Genomic DNA, 20,872 nt, shown 5'->3' on the forward strand with positions numbered 1-20,872 from the left:
TCCCGGACTGGTGCGCCGCACGTCGATCCTTTATAGCACACGGATTTGCAGGGTTCACGAGGATACAGATGGGGACGGTCCGCTTTAACCGCGATCGGACCGCGTGAAGCGCTCCGCGTTGCCGCCCCTGTCCAGAATCCTCATTGCGTTCGCAAACGCCATGCTGGATCGCACGTCGCGCTCATGTAGATATCCCGGCGCTCTCTCGCTTGTCTCCGTCTCAATAATAGACCTGTGCGTGCGCGCAGTGTGGCGAATTGCCGCAAAAAAGCGGGTTTTCCACGAGGCGAGGTGTGGGATGTCACATACGTTGTCATCCTGAAAATTCACGCCGATAATGTTGCGGTTCTGTTGCGCGCAGCCGCGCGCCGAGCCGGCGGCCGGCGCGGGAGATGACACGAAGCGCTGCAACTCGCCGGCGCGCCGCCCAGAGACGACACTGAACCGGACGGACATGAAACTCTTTGCCAAGGGGCTCTTGCTGATCGCGATTCCGAGCGTCGTCGAACTGGCGCTGCTCGGCGTCGTGTTCCACACCCAGGGCAACGCCGCACTCGCGGCGAAACGTGCCGAGAACACCCAGCAAATCCTCTGGCAAGCCAATAGCCTCGCCGACCCCCTGCTGCGCGAGGCCGCACGTGTGCGCACCGGCATCGTGCTCGAAGATCCGTCCTTCATCGATCGCCATGCCGTCTGGACCGAATTCTCCGATCGCATCACGCTGCTCGCGCGCATGGTCGCCGACAATCCCCTGCAACGCGGGCGCGTAGCGCGCATGCGCGAGGCTGCCTACGCGTGGCGCAAGGAAGCGGGCGAGATCGCCGATGCATTGCGGATGGGCCACAGTGAACGGTTCGCGCGCCTGGCGGGAAACGGCCTGCCGCCTCAGATCGAGACGGTGCGCGAGGTGCTCGGCGACTTCATCGTGGAGGAAACCCGGCTCGACGAGGTCCGCACCGGGATGCTGCGCGAAACGCGCGCGCGTCAGCAGGATGCGCTCATTCTTGCGGTGGTGGGTTCGATGCTGATCTGGGCATTCACGGCCGCGGCGTTTGCCCGCAATGTGGGCGCGCGCCTTGCCGCGCTTGGCGCGAATGCCGAGCGCCTCGGCGAGGGCGCGCCGCTCCTGCCGGCGCTGTCCGGCAACGACGAAATCGCCGCGCTCGACGCCGTGCTGCACCAGACGAGCGCGCGGTTGCGCGTGGCCGAGCGCGAGCAGGCCGCGCTGAAGGCGCAACTGCAGGCGCGCGCGGCCGAGCTGGCGAGCGCGAACGAGCATCTGCGCCAGGAGAGTCAGGACAACGAGATGTTCATCTACAGCGTGTCGCACGATCTGCGCTCGCCGCTCGTGAACCTGCAGGGTTTCTCGAAGGAACTGCAGGTGTCCTGCGACGACCTGCGCGCGCAGATCAACGCGGCGCGACTGCCCGAGCAGGAGCGCCGCGCGATGGCCGAAGTGCTCGATGGCGATGTCGACGAGTCGTTGCAATTCCTGCGCCAGGCGGTAACGCGCGCGGCGGCCATCATCGACGCGCTGCTGCGGATCTCGCGTGCCGGGCGCCTCGAATACCGCTGGCAGCGCGTCGATATTGCCCGTCTCGTCGAGCGCGTGCTGGGGGGGCTTGCCGGCAAAATCCCGCAGGCCGCGCGCATCGACGTAGGCGAACTATCACCGGCCTGGGGCGATCCGGCCGCGCTCGAAGAGATTTTCGCCAATCTCATCGAAAATGCGTTGCGTCATCTCGATCCCGCCCGGCCGGGCCGGGTCGAGATTGGCGAGGCCGGGCCGGACGCGGAACCCGTCGCCGAACCTGGCAGGGAATCCGGAGCCTACGTGGAAAAAGACCGGGGAAGAAAAATCGACGAAGCCACTCGCGCGCGTACGCGAACCTATTATGTGCGCGACAATGGCGTGGGTATCGCGCAGGCGTATCTGCCGAAGCTTTTCCGCGCCTTTCAGCGGTTGCACGGCGGCGTATCGTCCGGGCAGGGTACGGGTCTCGCGCTCGCAAAGCGGATTGCGGAGCGCCATGGCGGGCGCATCTGGGTCGACACTACCGAGGGCGCGGGCTCCACGTTCTTCGTCTCGCTGCCAGCCCAGCCGTTGGGCACCGCCTGGCGGAGCGCATAATTCGCGCGCGGAGAATCGGCTAGCAGCTTTCAACGAGCATCGAAATCGAAGAAAACAATGCAGCGGTTGGGAGAGTCGAAATGGCGGACGGGGAACAGATCGGCATCGTGCTGATCGAAGACGACGACGGGCACGCCACGCTGGTCGAGCGCAACCTGCGACGTTCGGGCGTCTCGAACGGCTTCCTGCGCTTTCGCGACGGTCAGGAGGCGCTCGACTATTTTTTCGGCGCGCCGGGCGACGGCCCCGCCGCGTCGCCCAACCGGTCGCCGCGCGACGCGCTCGGCAATTTCGTCGTGCTGCTCGACCTGCGCATGCCGCGCGTGGACGGCTTCGAGGTGCTGCGGCGTCTGAAAGGGGAGCCCGCCACGGCATCAGTGCCGGTCATCGTGCTCACGACCACCGACGACCCGCGCGAAATCGAGCGCTGCTATGAGCTTGGCTGCAACGTGTACATCACGAAACCGGTCGAATATGACGCCTTCATCGAGGCCGTGCGGCGACTCGGCTGCTTTCTCCAGGTCGTCGAGCTGCCGCCGGGCCACCGCTTCGTTCAGGCCCGGCCGGCAGGGACTCAATAGCGTATTTGGGATGGAACCATTTGGCATTGGCAACGAATCGCAGGTACTGCGGCAAAGGCTTCGGCGAGCGCGGCAATGGTGCCCCGTGCTCGACCGGGCGCTTCGAACATGAGTGAGGGAGCCACCATGCTGGACGGCGCGCGCGTGCTGGTCGTCGACGACGACGAAGGCATCCTGCGCCTCGCCCGCAAATCGCTGTTACGCGCCGGTGCGCGCGTGGACACGTGCACCGGTGTCGGCGAGGCGCGCACGCTGCTCGGGGTGCAGACGCCCGACGTGCTCGTGCTCGACTATCAGCTCGACGGCGCGGAAACGGGCCTCGACTTCTTTCGCCGGCTGCGTGCCGACAACGTGCGCGTGCCCGCCATCCTCGTGACCGGTTTCACCGATGAGTCGCGCGTGATCGCCGCGCTGCGCGCAGGCGTCTCGGACGTGGTGCCGAAATCGGGCGACTATCTCGACTACCTGCCGGAAGCCGTCGCGCGCGTGCTCTCGCAGGTGGCGCTACAGCGCGCCTCCGACGAAGCGCTGCTGCTGCGCGATCGCGAGGAGCACTATCGCACGCTCTCCGAAGCGTTGCCGCACCTCGTGCTCACCTGCGGCGCGGACGGCAATTGCGACTTTCTCTCGAAACAGTGGCTCGACTACACGGGGCTCGACGCGCGCGATTCGCGCGGCTTCGCGTGGCTCGACGCCGTGCATCCCGGCGATCGGGAAGCGGTCCGCCAGAGCTGGCTCAACGCAGTGGCCAGCGGGGCCACCGACTATCGCCATGAGTTGCGCATCCGCCGGCACGATGGTGTCTACCGATGGTTCGATGTCCGAATCGTTGCGATGCGCGATCCGCGCGGCGGCGTGAACAAATGGTTCGGCAGTTGCACCGACATCGATTCGCAGCGTGAAGCGGCCGAGGAGCGCGAGCGGCTGCTCGCGTCGGAGCAGGCCGCGCGTCAGGCCGCGGAAGAGGCCAACCGCGCAAAAGACCGCTTTCTCGCGATGCTCTCGCACGAGCTGCGTACACCGCTCACGCCGGTGCTCGCCGGCACGCGGCTACTGGAACAGATTCCCGAGCTGCCCGAAGCCGCGCGTTCCGGTGTGCTGATGATCCGCCGCAATATCGAACTGGAAGCACGCCTCATCGACGACCTGCTCGATCTCACTCGCGTGGCCAACGGCAAGCTGAGCCTTGCGCTGGAGACGGTCGATGTGCACGAGGTCATCGAGTCGGTGCTCGAGCTGTTTCGCAGTGAGATCCAGACCAAGCAGCAGGACGTCCACGTCGACCTGCGCGCGAAACATCACTATGTGCGAGGCGATCGCGCGCGCCTGCAGCAGATGCTCTGGAACCTCGTGCGCAACGCCGCGAAGTTCACGCCCGACGGCGGTCACATCTACGTGCGCACGCGCGACGAGCGCATGCGCGTGGAAATCGAAGTCGAGGACACGGGCATCGGCATTGCGCCCGACGAGATCGGCAAGCTCTTCCATGCGTTCGAGCAGGGCAGCCACAACCACACGCGCCAGTTCGGCGGACTAGGTCTCGGACTCGCCGTGACCCGGGCGCTGACCGAGGCGCACGGCGGAAGCGTGAGCGCGAGAAGCCCCGGCGCGCATTGCGGCGCCACGTTCACGATCGTCCTGCCGACAGCGGCGCCCGGCGAAGGGGCAGCGACGACGGCCCAGTTGCACAGTCCGCATCGCGCGGGCATGTTGAAGATCCTGCTGATCGAAGATCACGCCGATACGGCCGAGGTGATGGCGCAACTGATGCGCGCGGGGGGCCACGAGGTGGTGGTGGCGGCCAACGTTGCCCATGCGCTCGCGCTGACGGCCAGCATGGCCTTCGATCTCGTGGTGAGCGACATCGGTCTGCCGGATGGCTCGGGCATCGATTTCATCCGCGCGTTCCGGGCGCAGTCGGCGGCGCCCGCCATCGCGCTCACGGGATTCGGCACCGACGACGACGTGCGCCGCAGCGTCGAAGCGGGCTTCACCGCGCATCTCACGAAGCCCGTCAACTTCGAGCAGCTCGAGCGGCTGATCGAGGAGGCCGCGCTCGCGCGCGCCGCGGCGGCCGAGCCCGATCCTGCCGAGCCCGCATCCTGAGCATGGGTACAAAAAAACCGCGCGGCCTCGCGGCGGCGCGGGTTTTGCGGGCTGACGCGTGATTCAGCGCGGACTGTTCTGCAGCGAATCGCGGATCTCGCGCAGCAGCAGCACATCTTCGGGCGTGGGCGGCGGCTCGGCGGGTGCGGCGGCTTGCGGCTGGCGCAGCTTGTTGATGAATTTCACCATCAAAAAGATGATGAACGCGAGGATCACGAAGTTGATCACCGCGGTGATGAACGAGCCATAGCCGAAGACGGCGACGCCCGCGGTCTGCAGATCCTTGTACGAGTCGGGGTTGCCCTTGTAGCTGGCCGGAACGTGGCCGAGCCGGACGAACATGTTCGAAAAGTCGAGGCCGCCCGTGATCACGCCGATCACCGGCATGATGAGATCTTTCACGATCGAGTTGACAATGCTCGAAAACGCGCCACCGATGATCACACCGACGGCGAGATCCATCACATTGCCTTTGACGGCAAATTCCTTGAACTCCTGGACGATGCTCATGAGCGGGCTCTCCCTGAATGGCGCAGCACGGGGCTGGGGTCAAAACGATGCATTGGCGCAATCATAGCGAACGCATCCGCATCGCGGTAGCAATTTGACATTTGCTAAGGTTTTGCCGGCCGCAGGGATCTCGTGCGAGTGACAAAAGTCCCTGCGATCGCACACGTTGTGCCCGCGGCGCGTGCCAGCCCTCAGTAGGCGAGCGATATCTGCTGGTGGAAGGTCTCGGGATCGGTGTTAGTCCCACAGAGCAGCACGCCCACGCGCTTGCCCTGCAGCGTCTCGCGCAGCGGCCCGAGGAGCCCGGCCGTCGCCGTGGCGCACGCTGGTTCGACCGCGAGCTTCAGTTGCTCGAACAGCACGCGCATCGCACGGCGCATGTCGTCGTCGGAGACCGTGACGATGCGCTCGATATGACGGCGGCACAGCGTGTAGCCGTATTGCTCCGAATGTGGCGCCATGAGGGAGTCGGCGATCGAGTGCATATGGGTCATATGCACGGTGTGGTTCGCGGCAAAGCTGCGGCTCATCACGTCCGAGCCCTCGGGCTCGACCCCGTACACGCGCACGCGAGGGTTCGCGAGGCGCAGCGCCGTGGCGGCGCCCGCCGCGAGCCCGCCGCCGCCAATGGGCATGACGACCGCGTCGAGATCGGGCGCCTGGGTGGCCCATTCGTAGCCTAGCGTGGCCGTACCGAGAATCGTGCGATAGCCGTTGAACGGATGCACGAAATAGCGTCCCTCATCGGTCTCGATGCGGCGCACGATGTCGAACGCCTCGCTGCTGTTGCCCGCCACGACGATCTCGGCGCCAAAGCGCCTGCATTGAGCGACGCGCGCTTCGCTCGCGGTACGAAAGAGCACGACCTTCGCGCTAATGCCGAGCCGCATTGCTGCATACGCGACCGCAATGGCGTGGTTGCCGCCGGAAACGCAGGTGACGCCCGCGCTGCGTTGCGTGGCGTCGAGCGCGAGCAGATGCGTGAACGCGCCGCGCACCTTGAAGCTGCCGCTCGCCTGGAGCAGCTCGAACTTGAAGTTGACGAGCGTGTCTTCGAGCGTGGACAGATCGTGGCGGTCGAACACCGGCGTGCGCAGCACCCAGGGCGCAAGCGCGAAATGCTGCGAGGCGATGTCGTCGAGGGTGGGGATCGCCTCGCCGTCGATGGTGTGGTCGGTGCGCAGCGGCGCGTCGGTGGACATGATCTTGCGCGTCCAGCGTGGTCACTGTGCCAGCGCATCGGCGGACATGCCGTGCACGAGCTTGCGCAGGAAACCTTCACAGGCGGCGAGTTGCTCGAGCGCCACATATTCGTTGGGCTTGTGCGCCTGCTGGATGTCGCCCGGGCCGCACACCACGCTCGGGATGCCCGCGCGCGCGAAGAGGCCAGCTTCCGTGCCGTAGGCCACCTTGCGGCGCGTCTGGTCGGCGGTGAGTGCGCGCACGAGCTGTGTGATCGCGGCCTGCTCGGCGGCGTCGAGGCCGGGCGCCGCGGCGATTTTCGTGAACTCGATCGCGCCGGCCGCATGCTCGCGCTGCATCTTCGGAACCAGCGTTTCGCGCGCGTACTGTTCGATGCGCGCGAAGATCTTGTCGGGGTCGAGCGTCGGCAGGTTGCGGAACTCGAAGGCGAAACGGCATTCGGCCGGCACCGTGTTGAGGGCGTTGCCGCCTTCTATCGTGCTCGTTTGCGCCGTCGTGAACGGCACGTCGTAGAGTTCGTCGAACGGGCCGTTGGCGCGGAATTCGTCGGCCATGTCGCGGATGTAGCAGATGAGACGCGCTGCGTATTCGATCGCGTTCAGGCCGCGCGGCGTGAGCGACGAATGCGCGGCCTGGCCGCGCACACAGCATTGATACGCATTGAGGCCCTTGTGCGCCACGATCGGGCGCATGCTCGTGGGCTCTCCCACGATGCAGCCTTCGGGCTTCACACCGCGCTTCATGAGTTCTTCGATCATGAGCGGCGCGCCCACGCAGCCGATTTCCTCATCGAACGAGAGCGCGAGGTGCAGGGGCCTGGCCAGTTTCGTCTGCTGGATCTCGGGTAGCAGCGTGAGCGCCGCCCCGATGAAGCCTTTCATGTCGCACGTGCCGCGGCCATAGAGCAGGCCGTCGCGGATCTCGGGCTTGAACGGATCGCTGTCCCAATTCTGACCGTCCACGGGCACCACGTCGGTGTGGCCCGAGAGCACGATGCCGCCGTTCGTTTCGCCGTCATAAGCGGGGATCGTGGCGAACAGGTTGGCCCATTTGCCGTCGCGGCCATAGGTGAGCGTCGACTCGATGCCGCGCGCACGCAGATCGTCGCGCACCGTCTCGATCAGCCCGAGGTTCGGATGACGGCTGACCGTGTCCATCGAAACGAGGCGGGTGACCCAGGGGAGCGAGGCGGGAAGGGCGGCGGAAGACGGGGACGACTGCGCTGTTTCAGCGGCGAGGGCCATGTCGGACTCCAGCTTGCGGATTCTGTTCATCTTACAGAAAAAACGGGGCAGGCCAAAGCCGCGGGCGGCGCGCGCGCCGCCATCACGGCTGCGCACCGCTCACATGACGCTGCGCAACATCCATGCAAAAAACGCCCGCGCGCAGGGCAGTGCGCGCGGGCGTCGGCAGTGGTGCAAACAGCGCCTAGCGCGGGGCCGCCGCGCGATTGGGCGCACCCAGTGCGCGCAACGTCTCCTTCACGGTGGCCACGCGTACCGCGAGGTCGGGACTGCGCGTTTCGATGCGCAGCTTGTCCTGACCGGCGAGCTTGATGTGCTTGTGCTTCTGGACCATCTCGATGATGCGCATCGCGTCCACGGGCGGATTCGGCACGAACTGCAGGCCGATCACGGCTTCGCCCGCGTCGATCTTGGTGATGCCGAGCGGCTTGGCCGCGAGACGCAGACGATGCGTTTCGATCAGCGCATGCGCCTGCGGCGGCATCTTGCCGAAGCGGTCGATCAGCTCTTCCTGGATGCCGTCGATCGAGTCGTCGTGCTCGCAGTTCGCAAGCCGCTTGTAGAGCGACAGGCGCTCCTGCACGTCGCCGCAATAGTCGGCGGGCAGGATCGCGGGCGCGTGCAGATTGATCTCGGTGGTCGCGGCGAGCGGCGCGTTCAGATCCGGCTCGCGCCCGTCCTTGAGCGCCTTCACGGCGTCGTTGAGCATGTCCGTGTAGAGCTGGAAGCCGATCTCCTGGATTTCGCCCGACTGCTTGTCGCCGAGCACTTCGCCCGTGCCGCGAATCTCCAGGTCGTGCATCGCCAGATAGAAGCCCGAGCCCAGCTCTTCCATCTGCTGGATCGCCTCGAGACGCCGCTGCGCCTGCTTGGTGAGTCCTTGCGGATCGTGGACGAGCAAATACGCGTACGCCTGGTGGTGCGAACGCCCGACCCGGCCGCGCAGCTGATGCAACTGCGCGAGACCGAACTTGTCGGAGCGATGGATGAGGATCGTGTTCGCGGTCGGCACGTCGATGCCTGTCTCGATGATCGTGGTACAGAGCAGCACGTTCGCGCGCTGCGCCACGAAATCGCGCATCACGGTTTCGAGCTCGCGCTCGTGCATCTGCCCGTGCGCCACCGCGATGCGCGCCTCGGGCACGAGCGCTTCGAGCATCGCGCGGCGGTTCTCGATCGTTTCGACTTCGTTGTGCAGGAAGTACACCTGGCCGCCGCGCTTGAGTTCGCGCAGCATCGCCTCGCGGATCACGCTGTCTTCCTCGCGTCGCACGAAGGTCTTGATGGCGAGGCGCTTTTGCGGCGCGGTCGCGATGACCGAAAAATCACGCAGGCCTTCGAGCGCCATGCCGAGCGTACGCGGGATCGGCGTGGCGGTGAGCGTGAGCACGTCCACTTCCGCGCGCAGCGCTTTCAACGCCTCCTTCTGGCGCACGCCGAAGCGGTGTTCCTCGTCGATGATGACGAGCCCGAGGCGCTTGAACTGCACATCGGACGAGAGCAGCTTGTGCGTGCCGATCACGATGTCGACGCTGCCGTCGTTGATCTGCTGGATCGCGCCGCTCACTTCCTTCGCGGACTTGAAGCGCGACAGCTCGGCGATGCGCACGGGCCAGTCGGCAAAGCGGTCCGTGAAGGTTTGCGTGTGCTGCTCGGCGAGCAGCGTGGTGGGCGAGAGGATCGCCACCTGCTTGCCGCCCATCACGGCGATGAACGCCGCGCGCAGCGCCACCTCGGTCTTGCCGAAGCCGACATCGCCGCAGACGAGGCGATCCATCGGCTTGCCGCTCGTCATGTCGCCGATCACGGCGGCGATCGCCGCCGCCTGGTCGGGCGTTTCCTCGAAGCCGAAGCTCTCGGCGAACTTCACGTAGTCGCGCGGTTCGAGCGCGAACGCGTGGCCCTCGCGCGCGGCGCGGCGCGCGTAGAGGTTGAGCAGCTCGGCGGCGGTGTCGCGGATCTGCTGCGCGGCCTTGCGGCGCGCCTTTTCCCACTGGCCCGAGCCGAGCGCGTGCAGCGGCGCGCTATCGGGATCGGCGCCGCTGTAGCGCGAGATGACGTGCAACTGCGAAACCGGCACGTAGAGCTTGCTGCCGTTCGCGTATTCGAGGTGCAGGAACTCGGTGTCGCCTTCGCCCAAGTCCATCGTCACGAGGCCGTGATAGCGGCCGATGCCGTGCTGTGCATGGACGACCGGATCGCCCACCTTCAGCTCGGAGAGGTCGCGCACCATCGAATCGACGTTGCTCGCCTGCTCCTGGCGGCGGCGTCCCGCGCGGCGTGCGAGGGGGCCGTAAAGCTCGGTCTCGGTGATGACCGCGAGCTCCTCGCCCGGCAGCGAGAAGCCCGTGGAAAGCGGCGCGACGCCGAGGACGAAGCGTTCGTCGCCGGTGAGCCAGTCTTCGTAGCTATCGGCGGAGGCGGGGCGCAGATGGTTGTCGGCAAGCAGCTGCGCGATGGTTTCGCGCCGGCCCGCCGATTCCACCGCGAACAGCACACGGTTCTTCGTCGTCTCGAGGTAGGCGCGCAGCGAGGCGAGCGGGTCGTCGGCGTGGCGGTCGATCGCGAGGCTCGGCAGCGCCGTGGCCCAGCCGCCCGCGCTCGTGGCCGGCAGCACGAGGCGCGCGAACGGCTTGGCGAGCGTGAAGAAGTCCTCGTCGGTCAGGAAGAGACGTTGCGGCTCCAGAATCGGGCGCTCGCGGTCGTGCGAGAGGAAGCTGTGGCGCTGCTTCGTGTCGTTGGTGAAGCGGCGGATCGAGGCTTCGAGGTCGCCCGAAAACACGAGCTGTGCGTTCTCGGGCAGGTAGTGGAACAGCGTGGCCGTCTCTTCGAAGAAGAGCGGCAGGTAGTACTCGATGCCCGCCGAGGGCACACCGTTGCCGATGTCCTTGTAGATCGTCGCGCGGCTCGGATCGCCTTCGAACACCTCGCGCCAGCGGCTGCGAAACGCCGTGCGCGACGCTTCGTCGAACGGGAATTCGCGGCCCGGCAAGAGGCGCACGTCCTTGACCGGGTAGAGGCTGCGCTGGCTGTCCGGGTCGAACGCGCGGATCGAGTCGACCTGGTCGTCGAAAAGGTCGATGCGATAGGGCAGCGGCGAGCCCATCGGAAAGAGGTCGATCAGCGAGCCGCGCACGCAGTATTCGCCCGGGCGCATCACCTGGCTCACGTGCTCGTAGCCCGCGAGCGTGAGCTGCGACTTGAGCTTCGCTTCGTCGAGGCGCTCGCCTTGCGAGAACGAGAATGTGTAAGCCGCGAGGAACGACGCCGGCGGCATGCGGTAGAGCGCCGTGGTGGCCGGCACGATGAGGATGTCGCAACGGTTTTCGCCGAGATCGTGCAGCGTGGCGAGGCGCTCGGAAACGAGATCCTGGTGCGGCGAGAACGTGTCGTACGGGAGCGTCTCCCAGTCGGGCAGGAGCCGCACGCGCGCTTCGGGCGCGAAGAACGGGATCTCCTGGGCGAGGCGCTGGGCGTCCACGGCGCTCGCGCAGATCACGGCCAGTAGCGGCGCACGCGCCGCCCCGGCGCGCGCGGCTTCGCGGTAGCGGGCCATCAGGAGGGCATCGGACGAACCGTGCGTGCCGTCGAACGCGTAACGCTGCCCCGGCTTGACGACGGCGACAGGGGACGGTGACTGCGAGGATGCGGCGATATCGGACATAGGCAACAGGGTGGCCGACGCTTGTGTCGGTAGGGTGGCCGCTATTTTGGCAAATTCGGGCGAGGTGCAACGCGGGAATTTGGGGGCCGGGTTCGGGCCTTCAAGTGCAAAGCCATGCGCGTGGCCGCACGGGCCGGGCCTCGGCGGTCGTACGAATGGCTTCGGCTTGCGCGCGAGGCGGGGCGGCCAGGCGCCATTCGGGAGACCGGTTGCGTGCGCGCCACGGCTCGAATTCCAGGGAATCGGGCCGGTGGTGCGGACGTCTTTGCGGGTGTCCGGCGTGCGGGTAAGGGACCTATTATAAAATCCGTCCTTTACTTTGACTCATGCGGCTCGCGACACCGTGACTTCACGCCTTTTTGCCCTGATTCCGTGCGCCGGCACCGGCAGCCGTTCGGGATCGGCCATGCCGAAACAATACCGGACCGTTGCCGGACGCGACCTCCTGCACTATACGCTCGCCGCCTTCGACGCCTGCAACGAATTCTCGCAGACGCTCGTGGTGATTTCCCCCGACGATAATCATTTCGACGCGCGCCGCTTCGCTGGTCTGCGCTTCGCGGTGCGCCGCTGCGGCGGCGCTTCGCGCCAGGCTTCGGTCTACAACGGCCTGGGCGCGCTGGGCGAATTCGGCGCGACCGACGACGACTGGGTGCTCGTGCACGACGCCGCGCGCCCGGGCATCACGCCCGCGCTGATCCGCTCGCTCGTCGACACGCTCAAGGACGATCCCGTGGGCGGCATCATGGCGCTTCCCGTGGCCGATACGCTCAAGCGCGTCGCGCCGAAGGACGATGCCACATGCGAGGCAGCAGGCGCACGCATTGCCCGCACCGAGGCGCGCGACGGTCTCTGGCAGGCCCAGACCCCGCAGATGTTCCGCATCGGCATGCTGCGCACCGCGATCGAGCGCGCGCAGCAGGACGGCCACGACCTCACCGACGAAGCGAGCGCCATCGAATGGCTCGGCCATGCGCCGCGTCTCGTGCAGGGCAGCCTGCGAAATTTCAAGGTGACGTATCCCGAAGACTTCGCGCTCGCCGAAGCGATCTTGAGCCGGCCCGCAGAATAAGCGCCCCGCAACCCATCGACCCGGAACCCCACACATGGACATCAGAATCGGACAAGGCTACGACGTGCACGCGCTCGTGCCCGGCCGCCCACTCGTGCTCGGCGGCGTGACGATCCCCTACGATCGCGGCCTGCTCGGCCACTCGGACGCCGACGTGCTGCTGCACGCCATCACCGACGCGCTGTTCGGCGCGGCGGCGCTCGGCGACATCGGCCGCCATTTTCCCGACACCGACAAGCAGTTCTACGGCGCGAACAGCCGCGTGCTGCTGCGCGAATGCCTGCGCCGCGTGCAGGAAGCGGGCTTTACGCTCATGAACGTCGACACCACGGTGATCGCGCAGGCGCCCAAGCTCGCGCCGCACATCGAGTCGATGCGCAAGACCATCGCCGAAGACCTGAACCTGCCGGTGGAACGCGTCAACGTGAAGGCGAAGACGAATGAAAAGCTCGGCTATCTCGGCCGCAGCGAAGGGATCGAAGCGCAGGCGGCCGTGCTGCTCCAGCGCGCGTGACCAGTCGTTCAACGAACCGTTGAGGCGCGAGCAGGGCACGTACCTGCTCGCGAGATGACGGCGATGATTGCAGCTGCAATCGTCGCCGTTGCTTTTCTTGCCGATTAATTTCCGTTTTTTTGCTCCCATACTGAGCCGCTAACCGGACGCGGGGAGGGCAATGGCGAGAGTTCAAGGACGCGTGAAAGGCCTCGACGGTCTGCGGGCGCTCGCGGTGGTGCTCGTATTTCTTTCCCACAAGGCCCACGTCGACGCAATCGACGCGGGCAAGATCGGCGTCTGGCTGTTCTTTCTGATCAGCGGCTATCTGATCATCGGCGAATTGCATCGCAACCGGCTGCAGATCGAGCAGAACGGCGCGCGCGCGGCCGCGCTTCTATATGTGTTCTTCATGAAGCGCGCGCTGCGCATCTTTCCTGTGTATTACCTGCTGCTCATCGCGCTCACCATCGTGCATGCGAGCTTTTACCAGCGCGATGTCGATCTGGGGCTCGCCTGGCATTTCGTATTCCTCTCCAATTTCTGGGTCGGCCTGGTGCACGATGGCTGGCCCGGCACCGTTTCGCATTTCTGGAGTCTCGCGGCCGAGCAGCAGTTCTATCTCGTCGCGCCGTTCGTTCTGCTGTTCGTGCGCGCGTCGCGCCATCTCAGGCTATGCGCGGCGCTGATCGCGGCCGCTGCATGCGCTCATCTTGCACTCTATGAAACAGGGGCGATTGCGCCGCTGATCTACGCGTTCTCGCCATGGAATTTCGCCATGCTCGCGCTTGGCGGCGCGTTGGCCATTGCTGGCGACCGCGTGTCGTTGCGCACACGGTGGTCGAGTGCCGTATGGTTCGTCGGGGCGTGGGCGGCGATCGCGGGTTTCGCACTGGCGCGTGCCGATTGCATCGATTGCGCGCAAACACCGGCGAGCGCGACGCAATCGGCTGGCGCGCTGCTGCCGGGTTGCTTCGACATCGGCCTTGCGCTCTCGCTCGGCGCGCTGTTCCTCTGGCTCGTGCGCCGCCAGGACAGCGCGTTTGTCGCCGCGCTCGAGGTGCGGCCGCTCGCATATCTCGGCACGATCAGCTATGGCTTCTATCTGTTCCATAACTTCGTGCCGTCGCGGCTTGGCGTGGCGCCGGGTCTCTACGCGCGCCTTGATGTGCCCGATGTGGCGCAGCCATTCGTCGCGATCCTGCTGCAGTTCATCCTGGCTGTGCTGCTCGCCCATCTGTCGTGGCAGGTGCTGGAAAAGCGCGTGCTCGAATGGAAGCGGCCGCTCGAAACGGCCATACGCAACCGCCTGCCCGCACGCGCCGCCGCCGCCGCCGCGAGCCGGCTATAACGCACGAAGGCGCAGCGTTTCAAAGCGTCGCGCCGCCTATTTCGCGGCCGCCCGGGCACAGTTCGCCGGTCTGGAGGCCGTCGAGCACGCGCAGCACCTCCTCGGCGCTGCGCCCGACGTTCAGGTTGTTGACCGTGACGTGCTGGATCGTGTTGTCGGGATCGACGATGAAGGTCGCGCGCAGCGCCACGCCCGCCTCCTTGTCGCGTATGCCGAGCTGATCGATGAGCTCGCCCTTCACGTCGCCGAACGAATAGTGGTTGAGGCGACTGAGGTCGCTGTCCTCGCGCCGCCACGCGAGCTTCACATATTCGTTGTCGCAACTGCCGCCCATCACGACCGTTTCGCGGTCCTCGAATTCCTTGATGAGGCGCGCGAACGCCATGATCTCGGTGGGGCAGACGAGCGTGAAGTCCTTTGGGTAGAAGTAGATGACCTTCCACTTGTTCGAAAAGCTGCGATCGGTGATTTCCACGAACGCCGATTCGCCGTTTTCCTCCGGATGATTGAAGCCGGGCTTCGCGGCCGTGACGGTGAAAGCCTCGAGTTTGTCGCCGACGGTTTTCATGGCGTAGTTCCTCTGACGAGACGCGGGCAAGGCGGCCCGCTATGACGCCGCACGGATGACGCCCGTAACCCGCAGCGTCGCGTGCTCATGGAAGCGATTGTCGCAGGAGCAGGCGGCGCGTGCAGCGAGGGTGCGCCGCCTGCGGTGTTTCGATGCTAAGAGGATGGGCTAGGCGCCCTTGGCGAGCGGGAACTCGATCGTCACTTCGAGGCCGGGGCCTGGCAGCCGGTTGCGCAGGCGCAGCGCGCCGCGATAGCGGCCCACGAGGCGCTGCACGATGGCCATGCCGAGGCCCGTGCCGTTGGCCTGGGTGCGGGCCGTATTCACGCGGTAGAACGGCCGGGTGACGAGCGGGAGCTGATCTTCGGGGATGCCCGGGCCTTCGTCGACCACCGAGAGTTCGACGCGCGAATGCGAGACGCGCGTTTCGAGCATGATGTGCGGGATGCCGTCGGTTTCGCTTGCACCGTACTTGCGTGCGTTCTCGATGAGGTTGCCCACTACGCGGCGCATGTCGGTGTCGTCGGCTTCGATCACGGCCGAGGGCGCGAGGCGGGTGATGAGGCGCACGCCGTCTTCGCTCGCCATGCGCGCGGCCATCTCGCCCGCGATGACCGACAGATCGACGCGCTCGGGCATGCGCTGGGTGGGCCGCGCGTAATCGAGGAAACGCCCGATGATCAGGTCCATCTGCTCGATGTCGTCGATCATCGCGTCCTTCGTCGCCTGGTCGGACGGACTCATCTCCGTTTCGAGCCGCAATCGCGCGAGCGGGGTGCGCAGATCGTGCGAGATGCCCGCGAGCATGAGCGCGCGGTCGGCCTCCAGTTGCTCGAGGTCGCGCACCATCTGGTTGAACGAGCGATTGGTTTCGGCCGCCACGCCCATGCCGCTTTCGGGCAAGGGCGCGGGCGACTGCCCGGAGCCCAGCATGCGCGCCGACATGGCGAGGCGCGCGAACGGCCGGTTCACGAGACTCGTGATGAAGGCCGCCCCGAAGAGCGATAGCGCGAGCGCGGAGACCCCCCACCCGACCCACTGCAGCCCCGTGACGTTGTCGAGCTGCTCGCGGTCGAGCGCGACCCAGTAGTCGTCGTCGTCGATCTTGAAGCTGATCCACACGCCCGGAATGTCGTTGACGGACTGCGCGATGATGGTGTCGTCGCCAAGGCGACCGCGAATGTCATGCTCGATCAGACGATTGAGCGATTCGTCGGGCTGGAGCTTGTACTTGTCGGTGGTCTCGCGCGGGTACACGCGCACGCCCTCGTTGCTCTCGAGATCCTGCAGCAGCGCGCGGCGCAGATCGGGATCGGAGTAGAGCAGCGCCGTGCGTGTGAGCTTGACGATCGCGACGAGCTGGAGCGCCACGCGCTGCGCGCGCGGCTCGCGCTCGATCACGCGAAAGCTCTGGAACCACGCGGCGAGGCTAACCGCGATGAGAAGGGCGATCAGCAGGAAGGTGCGCCAGAACAGATCGCCGAACGCGAGCGTGAGCAAACGCCGGTCAATCCGCATGGATCCTTCCCGTTTCAACTGAAGCAGTGCAGACAATGAAACGCCACTCAGGATCAGGCCGCGCCGTCGGGAATGAAGACGTAGCCAAGGCCCCAGACAGTCTGGATGAAACGCGGGCTGCCCGGATCGGGCTCGATGAGCTTGCGCAGACGCGAGATCTGCACGTCGAGGCTACGGTCGAAGACTTCGTATTCACGGCCGCGCGCGAGTTCCATGAGCTTTTCGCGCGAGAGCGGTTGGCGCGGATGACGCGCGAACACCTTGAGCACCGAGAATTCGCCCGTCGTGAGCGGAATTTCCTGGCCCGCCTTGGTGAGCGTGCGCGTCGCGAGATTCAACGCGAATTCGCCGAACTCGAACACCTCGGTGGTTTCCGAAGGTGCGCCCGGCAGTTCGGACGGGGCCTGGCGGCGCAATACCGCGTGAATGCGTGCGACGAGCTCGCGCGGGTTGAAGGGCTTGGGCAGATAGTCGTCGGCACCCATTTCGAGGCCGACGATGCGGTCCACGTCTTCGCCCTTGGCCGTGAGCATGATGATGGGCGTGCGGTCGTTGCTGCCGCGCAGGCGCCGGCAGATCGACAGGCCGTCTTCGCCGGGCAGCATGAGGTCGAGCACCAGCAGGTCGAAACGCTCGCGCACCCACAGCTTGTTCATGGCGGGGGCATTTTCGGCCACATATACATTGAATCCCTGCTCGCCGAGGTAGCGGCGCAGCAGGTCCCGAAGCCGGGGATCGTCATCGACAACGAGAATTTTGGACGGGTTTTTGGTTTCCATGCCTGGCATCTTAGCGCGATTGGATAGTGATGCGAGTTTGCACCAATTATCAGGTTACAGTCAGTTACAAAATTTACCCGTCCCGTGCTACGACGGCAAGCAGTGACAGATAGACTTCTTTACGTACAGCGGCTGTTCGGTGGATACTTCATTCGACTTTAAATTCCAGGCCCGCGCGAAGTCGGGTTCGACATGTATTCGAGGTAGCCGTTTGCCGCGTCAAGAAGGGAACAAAACGATGGGAGGGGTACGGCCGACAATGCGCCACACCATGCTTGCACTGGCGCTAGCCGGTGGCGTGGTGGCTGCGCTGGAGTCGGTGCCCGCCCGGGCCCAGCCTTCTGCAGAAAACGCTCAGTCTCCCGCTCGCGCGCCGGGCGGCAAATCCACAACGCGACGCGTGCGCACCGACTCGATTCCGCGTCCTGCATCCGATATCAATCAGCGTCTAGCCGTTCCCCCCGATCTCGATCAGCGTCGCCGCGACGGCCATATGACGCCCGACGAGCGTCGCCTCTTGCGTCAGCATATCGAAGACGCCGTGCGCGAACTGTACAAGCGCTGAACGCGGTGCGGCGTGTTCGCGCAGTCTGCGCGCGCGGATGAAGTGTCGAGTCCGTTGCTGCTTTTTCGCCCGCGCGATTTTCTCTTTGCTTTCACGTTGATTCTTTTTCGCGCCGTTCATTATTTCATCGTTATCGCGCGCATTTCGGGTCATCGGGAGCCGCGCTCCAGGCTGAAAAATGCCGTAGCAATGGCGTTGTCAACAGACGATTTACCGCGACCGTTAAGCCAGTACATCGACTGACCACGCCGACGATCTCGTCGCGCCACCATTCATCATGAGCGACTCCAGACGGGCAGGGCCGAACGAGGAAACGGGCGTGCAAGTAGCGAGTGGCGAGGCAGCCGGGCTTCTCGACGTTGACGACGCCCGCCATCTGCTCTTGCGCACGGGCTTCGCGCCGCGCGCGGGCGAAGTCTCGGCCTGGGTGGGAATGACGCGAGCGCAAGCGGTTGCACGGCTCATCGGTGGCGCGCGCAGTGAGGCGCTTACGCCGTTGCCCGCATGGGCGGATGAAGTGCCGGCGAGCCGCGCGCAACGCAGTGCGTGGACGCCCGACGAACGCCGCGAGGCCCAGCGCCAGCGCGGAGCGCGCTACGACGAACTGCGCGCGTGGTGGGTGCGCGAAATGCTCGTCACGCCTTCGCCACTCACCGAGCGCATGACGCTCCTCTGGCATAACCACTTCACTTCGGGACAGGACAAGGTCCCGGAGCCACAGTTGATGGCCGCGCAAAACGCGCTCTTGCGACGCCATGCGCTCGGCAGCTTCGCGACGATGCTGCACGCCGTCGCGAAGGATCCGGCGATGCTGCAGTACCTCGACGGCGCGGGCAACCGCAAGGGCCGGCCCAACGAGAATTTCGCGCGCGAGGTGATGGAGTTGTTCACGCTGGGCGAAGGACAATATTCGCAGCGCGACGTTGCCGAAGCGGCGCGCGCCTATACGGGCTGGGCGCTCGATCCCGATACCCTGGCGTTCATCTCGCGCGCCGACTGGCACGACGATGGCGAAAAGACCGTGCTCGGACAGAGCGGCCCATTCGACGGCGACCAGATGCTCGACATCCTGCTCGCGCAGCCGCAAACTGCCCGTTACGTGAGCACGAAACTGTGGCGCGAGTTCATCTCCGGGACGCCGGAGGAGGCGCAACTTGCAGGCGTCGCCGCGCGCTTTCGCGCGAGCGGCTATGACATCGGCGCGGCGCTTGCTGCACTGCTCACGACACCCGCGTTCTGGGACGAGCGCAACCGGGGCGTGCTCGTGAGTTCGCCGGTGGAATTCATCGTCGGGACGATGCGGCGCTTCGACGTGGCGTACGGCGACACGCTGCCGTTTGCGCGCCGTGCGGCCGCATTGGGCGAGAACCTGTTCTATCCGCCGAATGTGAAGGGCTGGCCGGGCGGGGTGTCGTGGATCAATAGTTCGACGTTGCTCGCGCGCAAGCAGTTCGTCGAGCAGCTGTTTCGCGCGACAGAGGCGGGGCGGCCGCAGTCTGCGGCACCGGCGACGAAGATCGCCGCAAGCGTCTCGCAATGCGCACAAACCATGCGGAACGCGCCGGAGGCCTTGCAAGGCGGCATGCGCTTCGACCTGGATGGCTGGCTCGCGCACTTCGGCCTCACCGCCGATGCGACGCCCGGCATTTCTGCGCAGTTGCAGATGCAGCATGCCGTGCTGCCGCTCGCGCCTGTCGATGCGATCGCAGCGGGTAGCAGTGCCGGCTCGTATCTCCAGGCACTGCTGATGGATCCGGTGTATCAGCTGAAATGACGCATGCAGTGGAACGGGGGGCTGATGGCGCGAAGGTGCACTGCATCACTGATGAGCGAGGCAAGCCATGAAGCGACGTGACTTTCTTGCAGCCGGTGCCCGGGCCACCGTGGCGATGGCGGGCACGGCGCTGTGGCTGCCCGGCGCCGCGCGCGCGCAGGACCCGCGGTTCGTGCGCCCGGGCGTCGCGAACGGCTACGCAAACCTGCTGATACTCGTCGAACTCAAGGGCGGCAACGATGGCCTGAACACGGTCGTGCCTTTCGCCGATCCGCTCTACTACCGCTATCGACAAACCATCGGCGTGCCGCGCGCGCAGGCAATCCAGCTCGACGAGCGCACCGCGCTGCATCCCGCGCTGGCTCCTCTCATGTCGATATGGCGTGCGCACGAACTCGCGATCGTGCAGGGCGTGAGCTACCCGCAGCCGAACCTGTCACACTTTCGCTCGATCGAGATCTGGGACACGGCTTCGCGCTCGGATCAATACCTGCGCGAGGGATGGCTCACGCGCGCATTCGCAAGCGCCCCGGTGCCGGGTAACTTCGCCGCCGACGCGCTCGTGCTCGGCAGCGCCGAAATGGGGCCGCTCTCCAACGGCGCACGCGCCATCGCGCTCGTGAATCCGGCGCAGTTCGCGCGTGTCTCGCGCCTCGTCAGGCCGGTTTCGCTCAAGGAGCGCAACCCGGCGCTCGCCCATATCCTCGACGTCGAAAACGACATCGTGCACGCCGCCGACAAACTGCGGCCGCATCCAGGTAACTACGCGTTGAAGACGGCATTCCCGGCGGGGGCGTTCGGCGCATCGATCCAGACAGCGATGCACGCGCTCGCGTCGGCCGACACCCCGCAAGGCGAGCCGGTGCCGGGGTGCGGCGTCGCGGCGATTCGTCTGACGCTCAACGGTTTCGATACGCACCAGAATCAGCCGCAGCGTCACGCCGACTTGCTGCGCCAGTTCGCGGCGGGCATGGTGGCGATGCGTTCGGCCCTGGTCGAGCTTGGGCGTTGGGACCGAGCGCTCATCGTGACGTATGCGGAATTCGGGCGGCGCGTGCGCGAGAATCAAAGCCGCGGCACCGACCACGGCACGGCGTCGGCGCATTTCGTGGCGGGTGGGCGGGTGGCGGGCGGGCTTTACGGGCAGCCGCCGGAACTCGCGCGTCTCGATGGCAATGGCAATCTGCCAGTGGGTGTGGACTTCAGGCAGATCTATGCGACCGTACTCGGACCATGGTGGGGGCTCGACGCACAGGCCGTATTGCAGCAGCGCTTCGAGGCGCTGCCGTTGCTGCGGGCGTAGTGACGGTTCG

18 protein-coding genes are annotated in these 20,872 nt (G+C 65.9%); 9 read left to right on the forward strand and 9 right to left on the reverse strand.

Annotation, left to right across the window (positions count from 1 at the left end):
• Positions 1 to 84: 84 nt before the first annotated feature.
• On the reverse strand, positions 85 to 456 hold the full coding sequence (locus tag BMI01S_RS07700) for a hypothetical protein (protein ID WP_028213071.1): 372 nt from the start codon (positions 454 to 456) through the stop codon (positions 85 to 87).
• On the opposite strand from BMI01S_RS07700, the gene BMI01S_RS07705 reads away from it, so the two are divergent.
• The 3 genes from BMI01S_RS07705 (at position 455) to BMI01S_RS07715 (ending at position 4,818) form a co-directional block, all read left to right on the forward strand.
• The gene (locus BMI01S_RS07705) at positions 455 to 2,131 is read left to right on the forward strand and encodes a sensor histidine kinase (protein ID WP_028213072.1); all 1,677 of its coding nucleotides are present in this window, start codon (positions 455 to 457) and stop codon (positions 2,129 to 2,131) included. The genes BMI01S_RS07700 and BMI01S_RS07705 overlap by 2 nt on opposite strands.
• Before the next feature lie 80 nt (positions 2,132 to 2,211).
• Complete coding sequence (locus BMI01S_RS07710; RefSeq protein ID WP_028213073.1) at positions 2,212 to 2,712, forward strand: response regulator; 501 nt, start codon at positions 2,212 to 2,214, stop codon at positions 2,710 to 2,712.
• Between the two features lie 108 nt (positions 2,713 to 2,820).
• The gene (locus BMI01S_RS07715) at positions 2,821 to 4,818 is read left to right on the forward strand and encodes a response regulator (protein ID WP_042288824.1); all 1,998 of its coding nucleotides are present in this window, start codon (positions 2,821 to 2,823) and stop codon (positions 4,816 to 4,818) included.
• Between the two features lie 63 nt (positions 4,819 to 4,881).
• On the opposite strand, the gene mscL is transcribed toward BMI01S_RS07715, so the two are convergent.
• The 4 genes from mscL to mfd form a co-directional block, all read right to left on the reverse strand.
• On the reverse strand, positions 4,882 to 5,328 hold the full coding sequence (gene mscL / locus BMI01S_RS07720; RefSeq protein ID WP_028213074.1) for a large conductance mechanosensitive channel protein MscL: 447 nt from the start codon (positions 5,326 to 5,328) through the stop codon (positions 4,882 to 4,884).
• A 191-nt stretch (positions 5,329 to 5,519) separates the two neighbouring features.
• Complete coding sequence (locus tag BMI01S_RS07725; protein ID WP_028213075.1) at positions 5,520 to 6,530, reverse strand: threonine/serine dehydratase; 1,011 nt, start codon at positions 6,528 to 6,530, stop codon at positions 5,520 to 5,522.
• 21 nt (positions 6,531 to 6,551) lie between these two features.
• Positions 6,552 to 7,775 (reverse strand): acetylornithine deacetylase, encoded by a 1,224-nt coding sequence (gene argE / locus BMI01S_RS07730; protein ID WP_028231429.1) that lies wholly within the window; start codon positions 7,773 to 7,775, stop codon positions 6,552 to 6,554.
• 184 nt (positions 7,776 to 7,959) lie between these two features.
• Entirely contained in the window at positions 7,960 to 11,439 is a 3,480-nt protein-coding gene (gene mfd, locus BMI01S_RS07735) for a transcription-repair coupling factor (RefSeq protein ID WP_028213077.1), read from the reverse strand.
• 343 nt (positions 11,440 to 11,782) lie between these two features.
• On the opposite strand from mfd, the gene ispD reads away from it, so the two are divergent.
• From ispD to BMI01S_RS07750, 3 genes are all read left to right on the forward strand, one after another.
• Positions 11,783 to 12,511 carry a 2-C-methyl-D-erythritol 4-phosphate cytidylyltransferase gene (gene ispD, locus BMI01S_RS07740; RefSeq protein WP_028213078.1) on the forward strand — a complete coding sequence of 243 codons (729 nt, stop codon included), beginning with the start codon at positions 11,783 to 11,785 and terminating at the stop codon, positions 12,509 to 12,511.
• 34 nt (positions 12,512 to 12,545) lie between these two features.
• On the forward strand, positions 12,546 to 13,025 hold the full coding sequence (ispF, locus tag BMI01S_RS07745) for a 2-C-methyl-D-erythritol 2,4-cyclodiphosphate synthase (protein WP_028213079.1): 480 nt from the start codon (positions 12,546 to 12,548) through the stop codon (positions 13,023 to 13,025).
• A gap of 160 nt (positions 13,026 to 13,185) precedes the next feature.
• Entirely contained in the window at positions 13,186 to 14,355 is a 1,170-nt protein-coding gene (locus BMI01S_RS07750) for an acyltransferase family protein (protein WP_036019725.1), read from the forward strand.
• Positions 14,356 to 14,374: 19 nt separating this feature from the next.
• Here BMI01S_RS07750 and BMI01S_RS07755 read toward each other — a convergent pair whose 3' ends face one another.
• The 3 genes from BMI01S_RS07755 to ompR all read right to left on the reverse strand — a co-directional run bounded on the left by BMI01S_RS07755 (position 14,375) and on the right by ompR (position 17,229).
• On the reverse strand, positions 14,375 to 14,923 hold the full coding sequence (locus tag BMI01S_RS07755) for a peroxiredoxin (protein ID WP_028213081.1): 549 nt from the start codon (positions 14,921 to 14,923) through the stop codon (positions 14,375 to 14,377).
• A 168-nt stretch (positions 14,924 to 15,091) separates the two neighbouring features.
• On the reverse strand, positions 15,092 to 16,441 hold the full coding sequence (locus tag BMI01S_RS07760) for an ATP-binding protein (protein ID WP_028213082.1): 1,350 nt from the start codon (positions 16,439 to 16,441) through the stop codon (positions 15,092 to 15,094).
• 53 nt (positions 16,442 to 16,494) lie between these two features.
• Positions 16,495 to 17,229, reverse strand: a complete 735-nt coding sequence (gene ompR / locus BMI01S_RS07765; protein ID WP_027814652.1) for an osmolarity response regulator transcription factor OmpR — start codon at positions 17,227 to 17,229, stop codon at positions 16,495 to 16,497.
• 250 nt (positions 17,230 to 17,479) lie between these two features.
• Here ompR and BMI01S_RS42900 point away from each other — a divergent pair, with 250 nt between their 5' ends.
• Positions 17,480 to 17,785, forward strand: a complete 306-nt coding sequence (locus BMI01S_RS42900) for a hypothetical protein (RefSeq protein ID WP_081716098.1) — start codon at positions 17,480 to 17,482, stop codon at positions 17,783 to 17,785.
• Here BMI01S_RS42900 and BMI01S_RS40705 read toward each other — a convergent pair.
• A complete protein-coding gene (locus BMI01S_RS40705) occupies positions 17,669 to 17,938 on the reverse strand; it encodes a hypothetical protein (RefSeq protein ID WP_154671301.1) in 270 nt (89 codons plus the stop codon). The two genes, BMI01S_RS42900 and BMI01S_RS40705, sit on opposite strands and share 117 nt — an antisense overlap.
• A gap of 124 nt (positions 17,939 to 18,062) precedes the next feature.
• On the opposite strand from BMI01S_RS40705, the gene BMI01S_RS07775 reads away from it, so the two are divergent.
• Entirely contained in the window at positions 18,063 to 19,559 is a 1,497-nt protein-coding gene (locus tag BMI01S_RS07775; RefSeq protein WP_028213084.1) for a DUF1800 domain-containing protein, read from the forward strand.
• Between the two features lie 67 nt (positions 19,560 to 19,626).
• Positions 19,627 to 20,862, forward strand: a complete 1,236-nt coding sequence (locus BMI01S_RS07780; RefSeq protein WP_028213085.1) for a DUF1501 domain-containing protein — start codon at positions 19,627 to 19,629, stop codon at positions 20,860 to 20,862.
• Positions 20,863 to 20,872: the final 10 nt, after the last annotated feature.

It is taken from the genome of Paraburkholderia mimosarum LMG 23256 = NBRC 106338 (genome assembly GCF_000739815.1).
GTDB lineage: Bacteria > Pseudomonadota > Gammaproteobacteria > Burkholderiales > Burkholderiaceae > Paraburkholderia > Paraburkholderia mimosarum.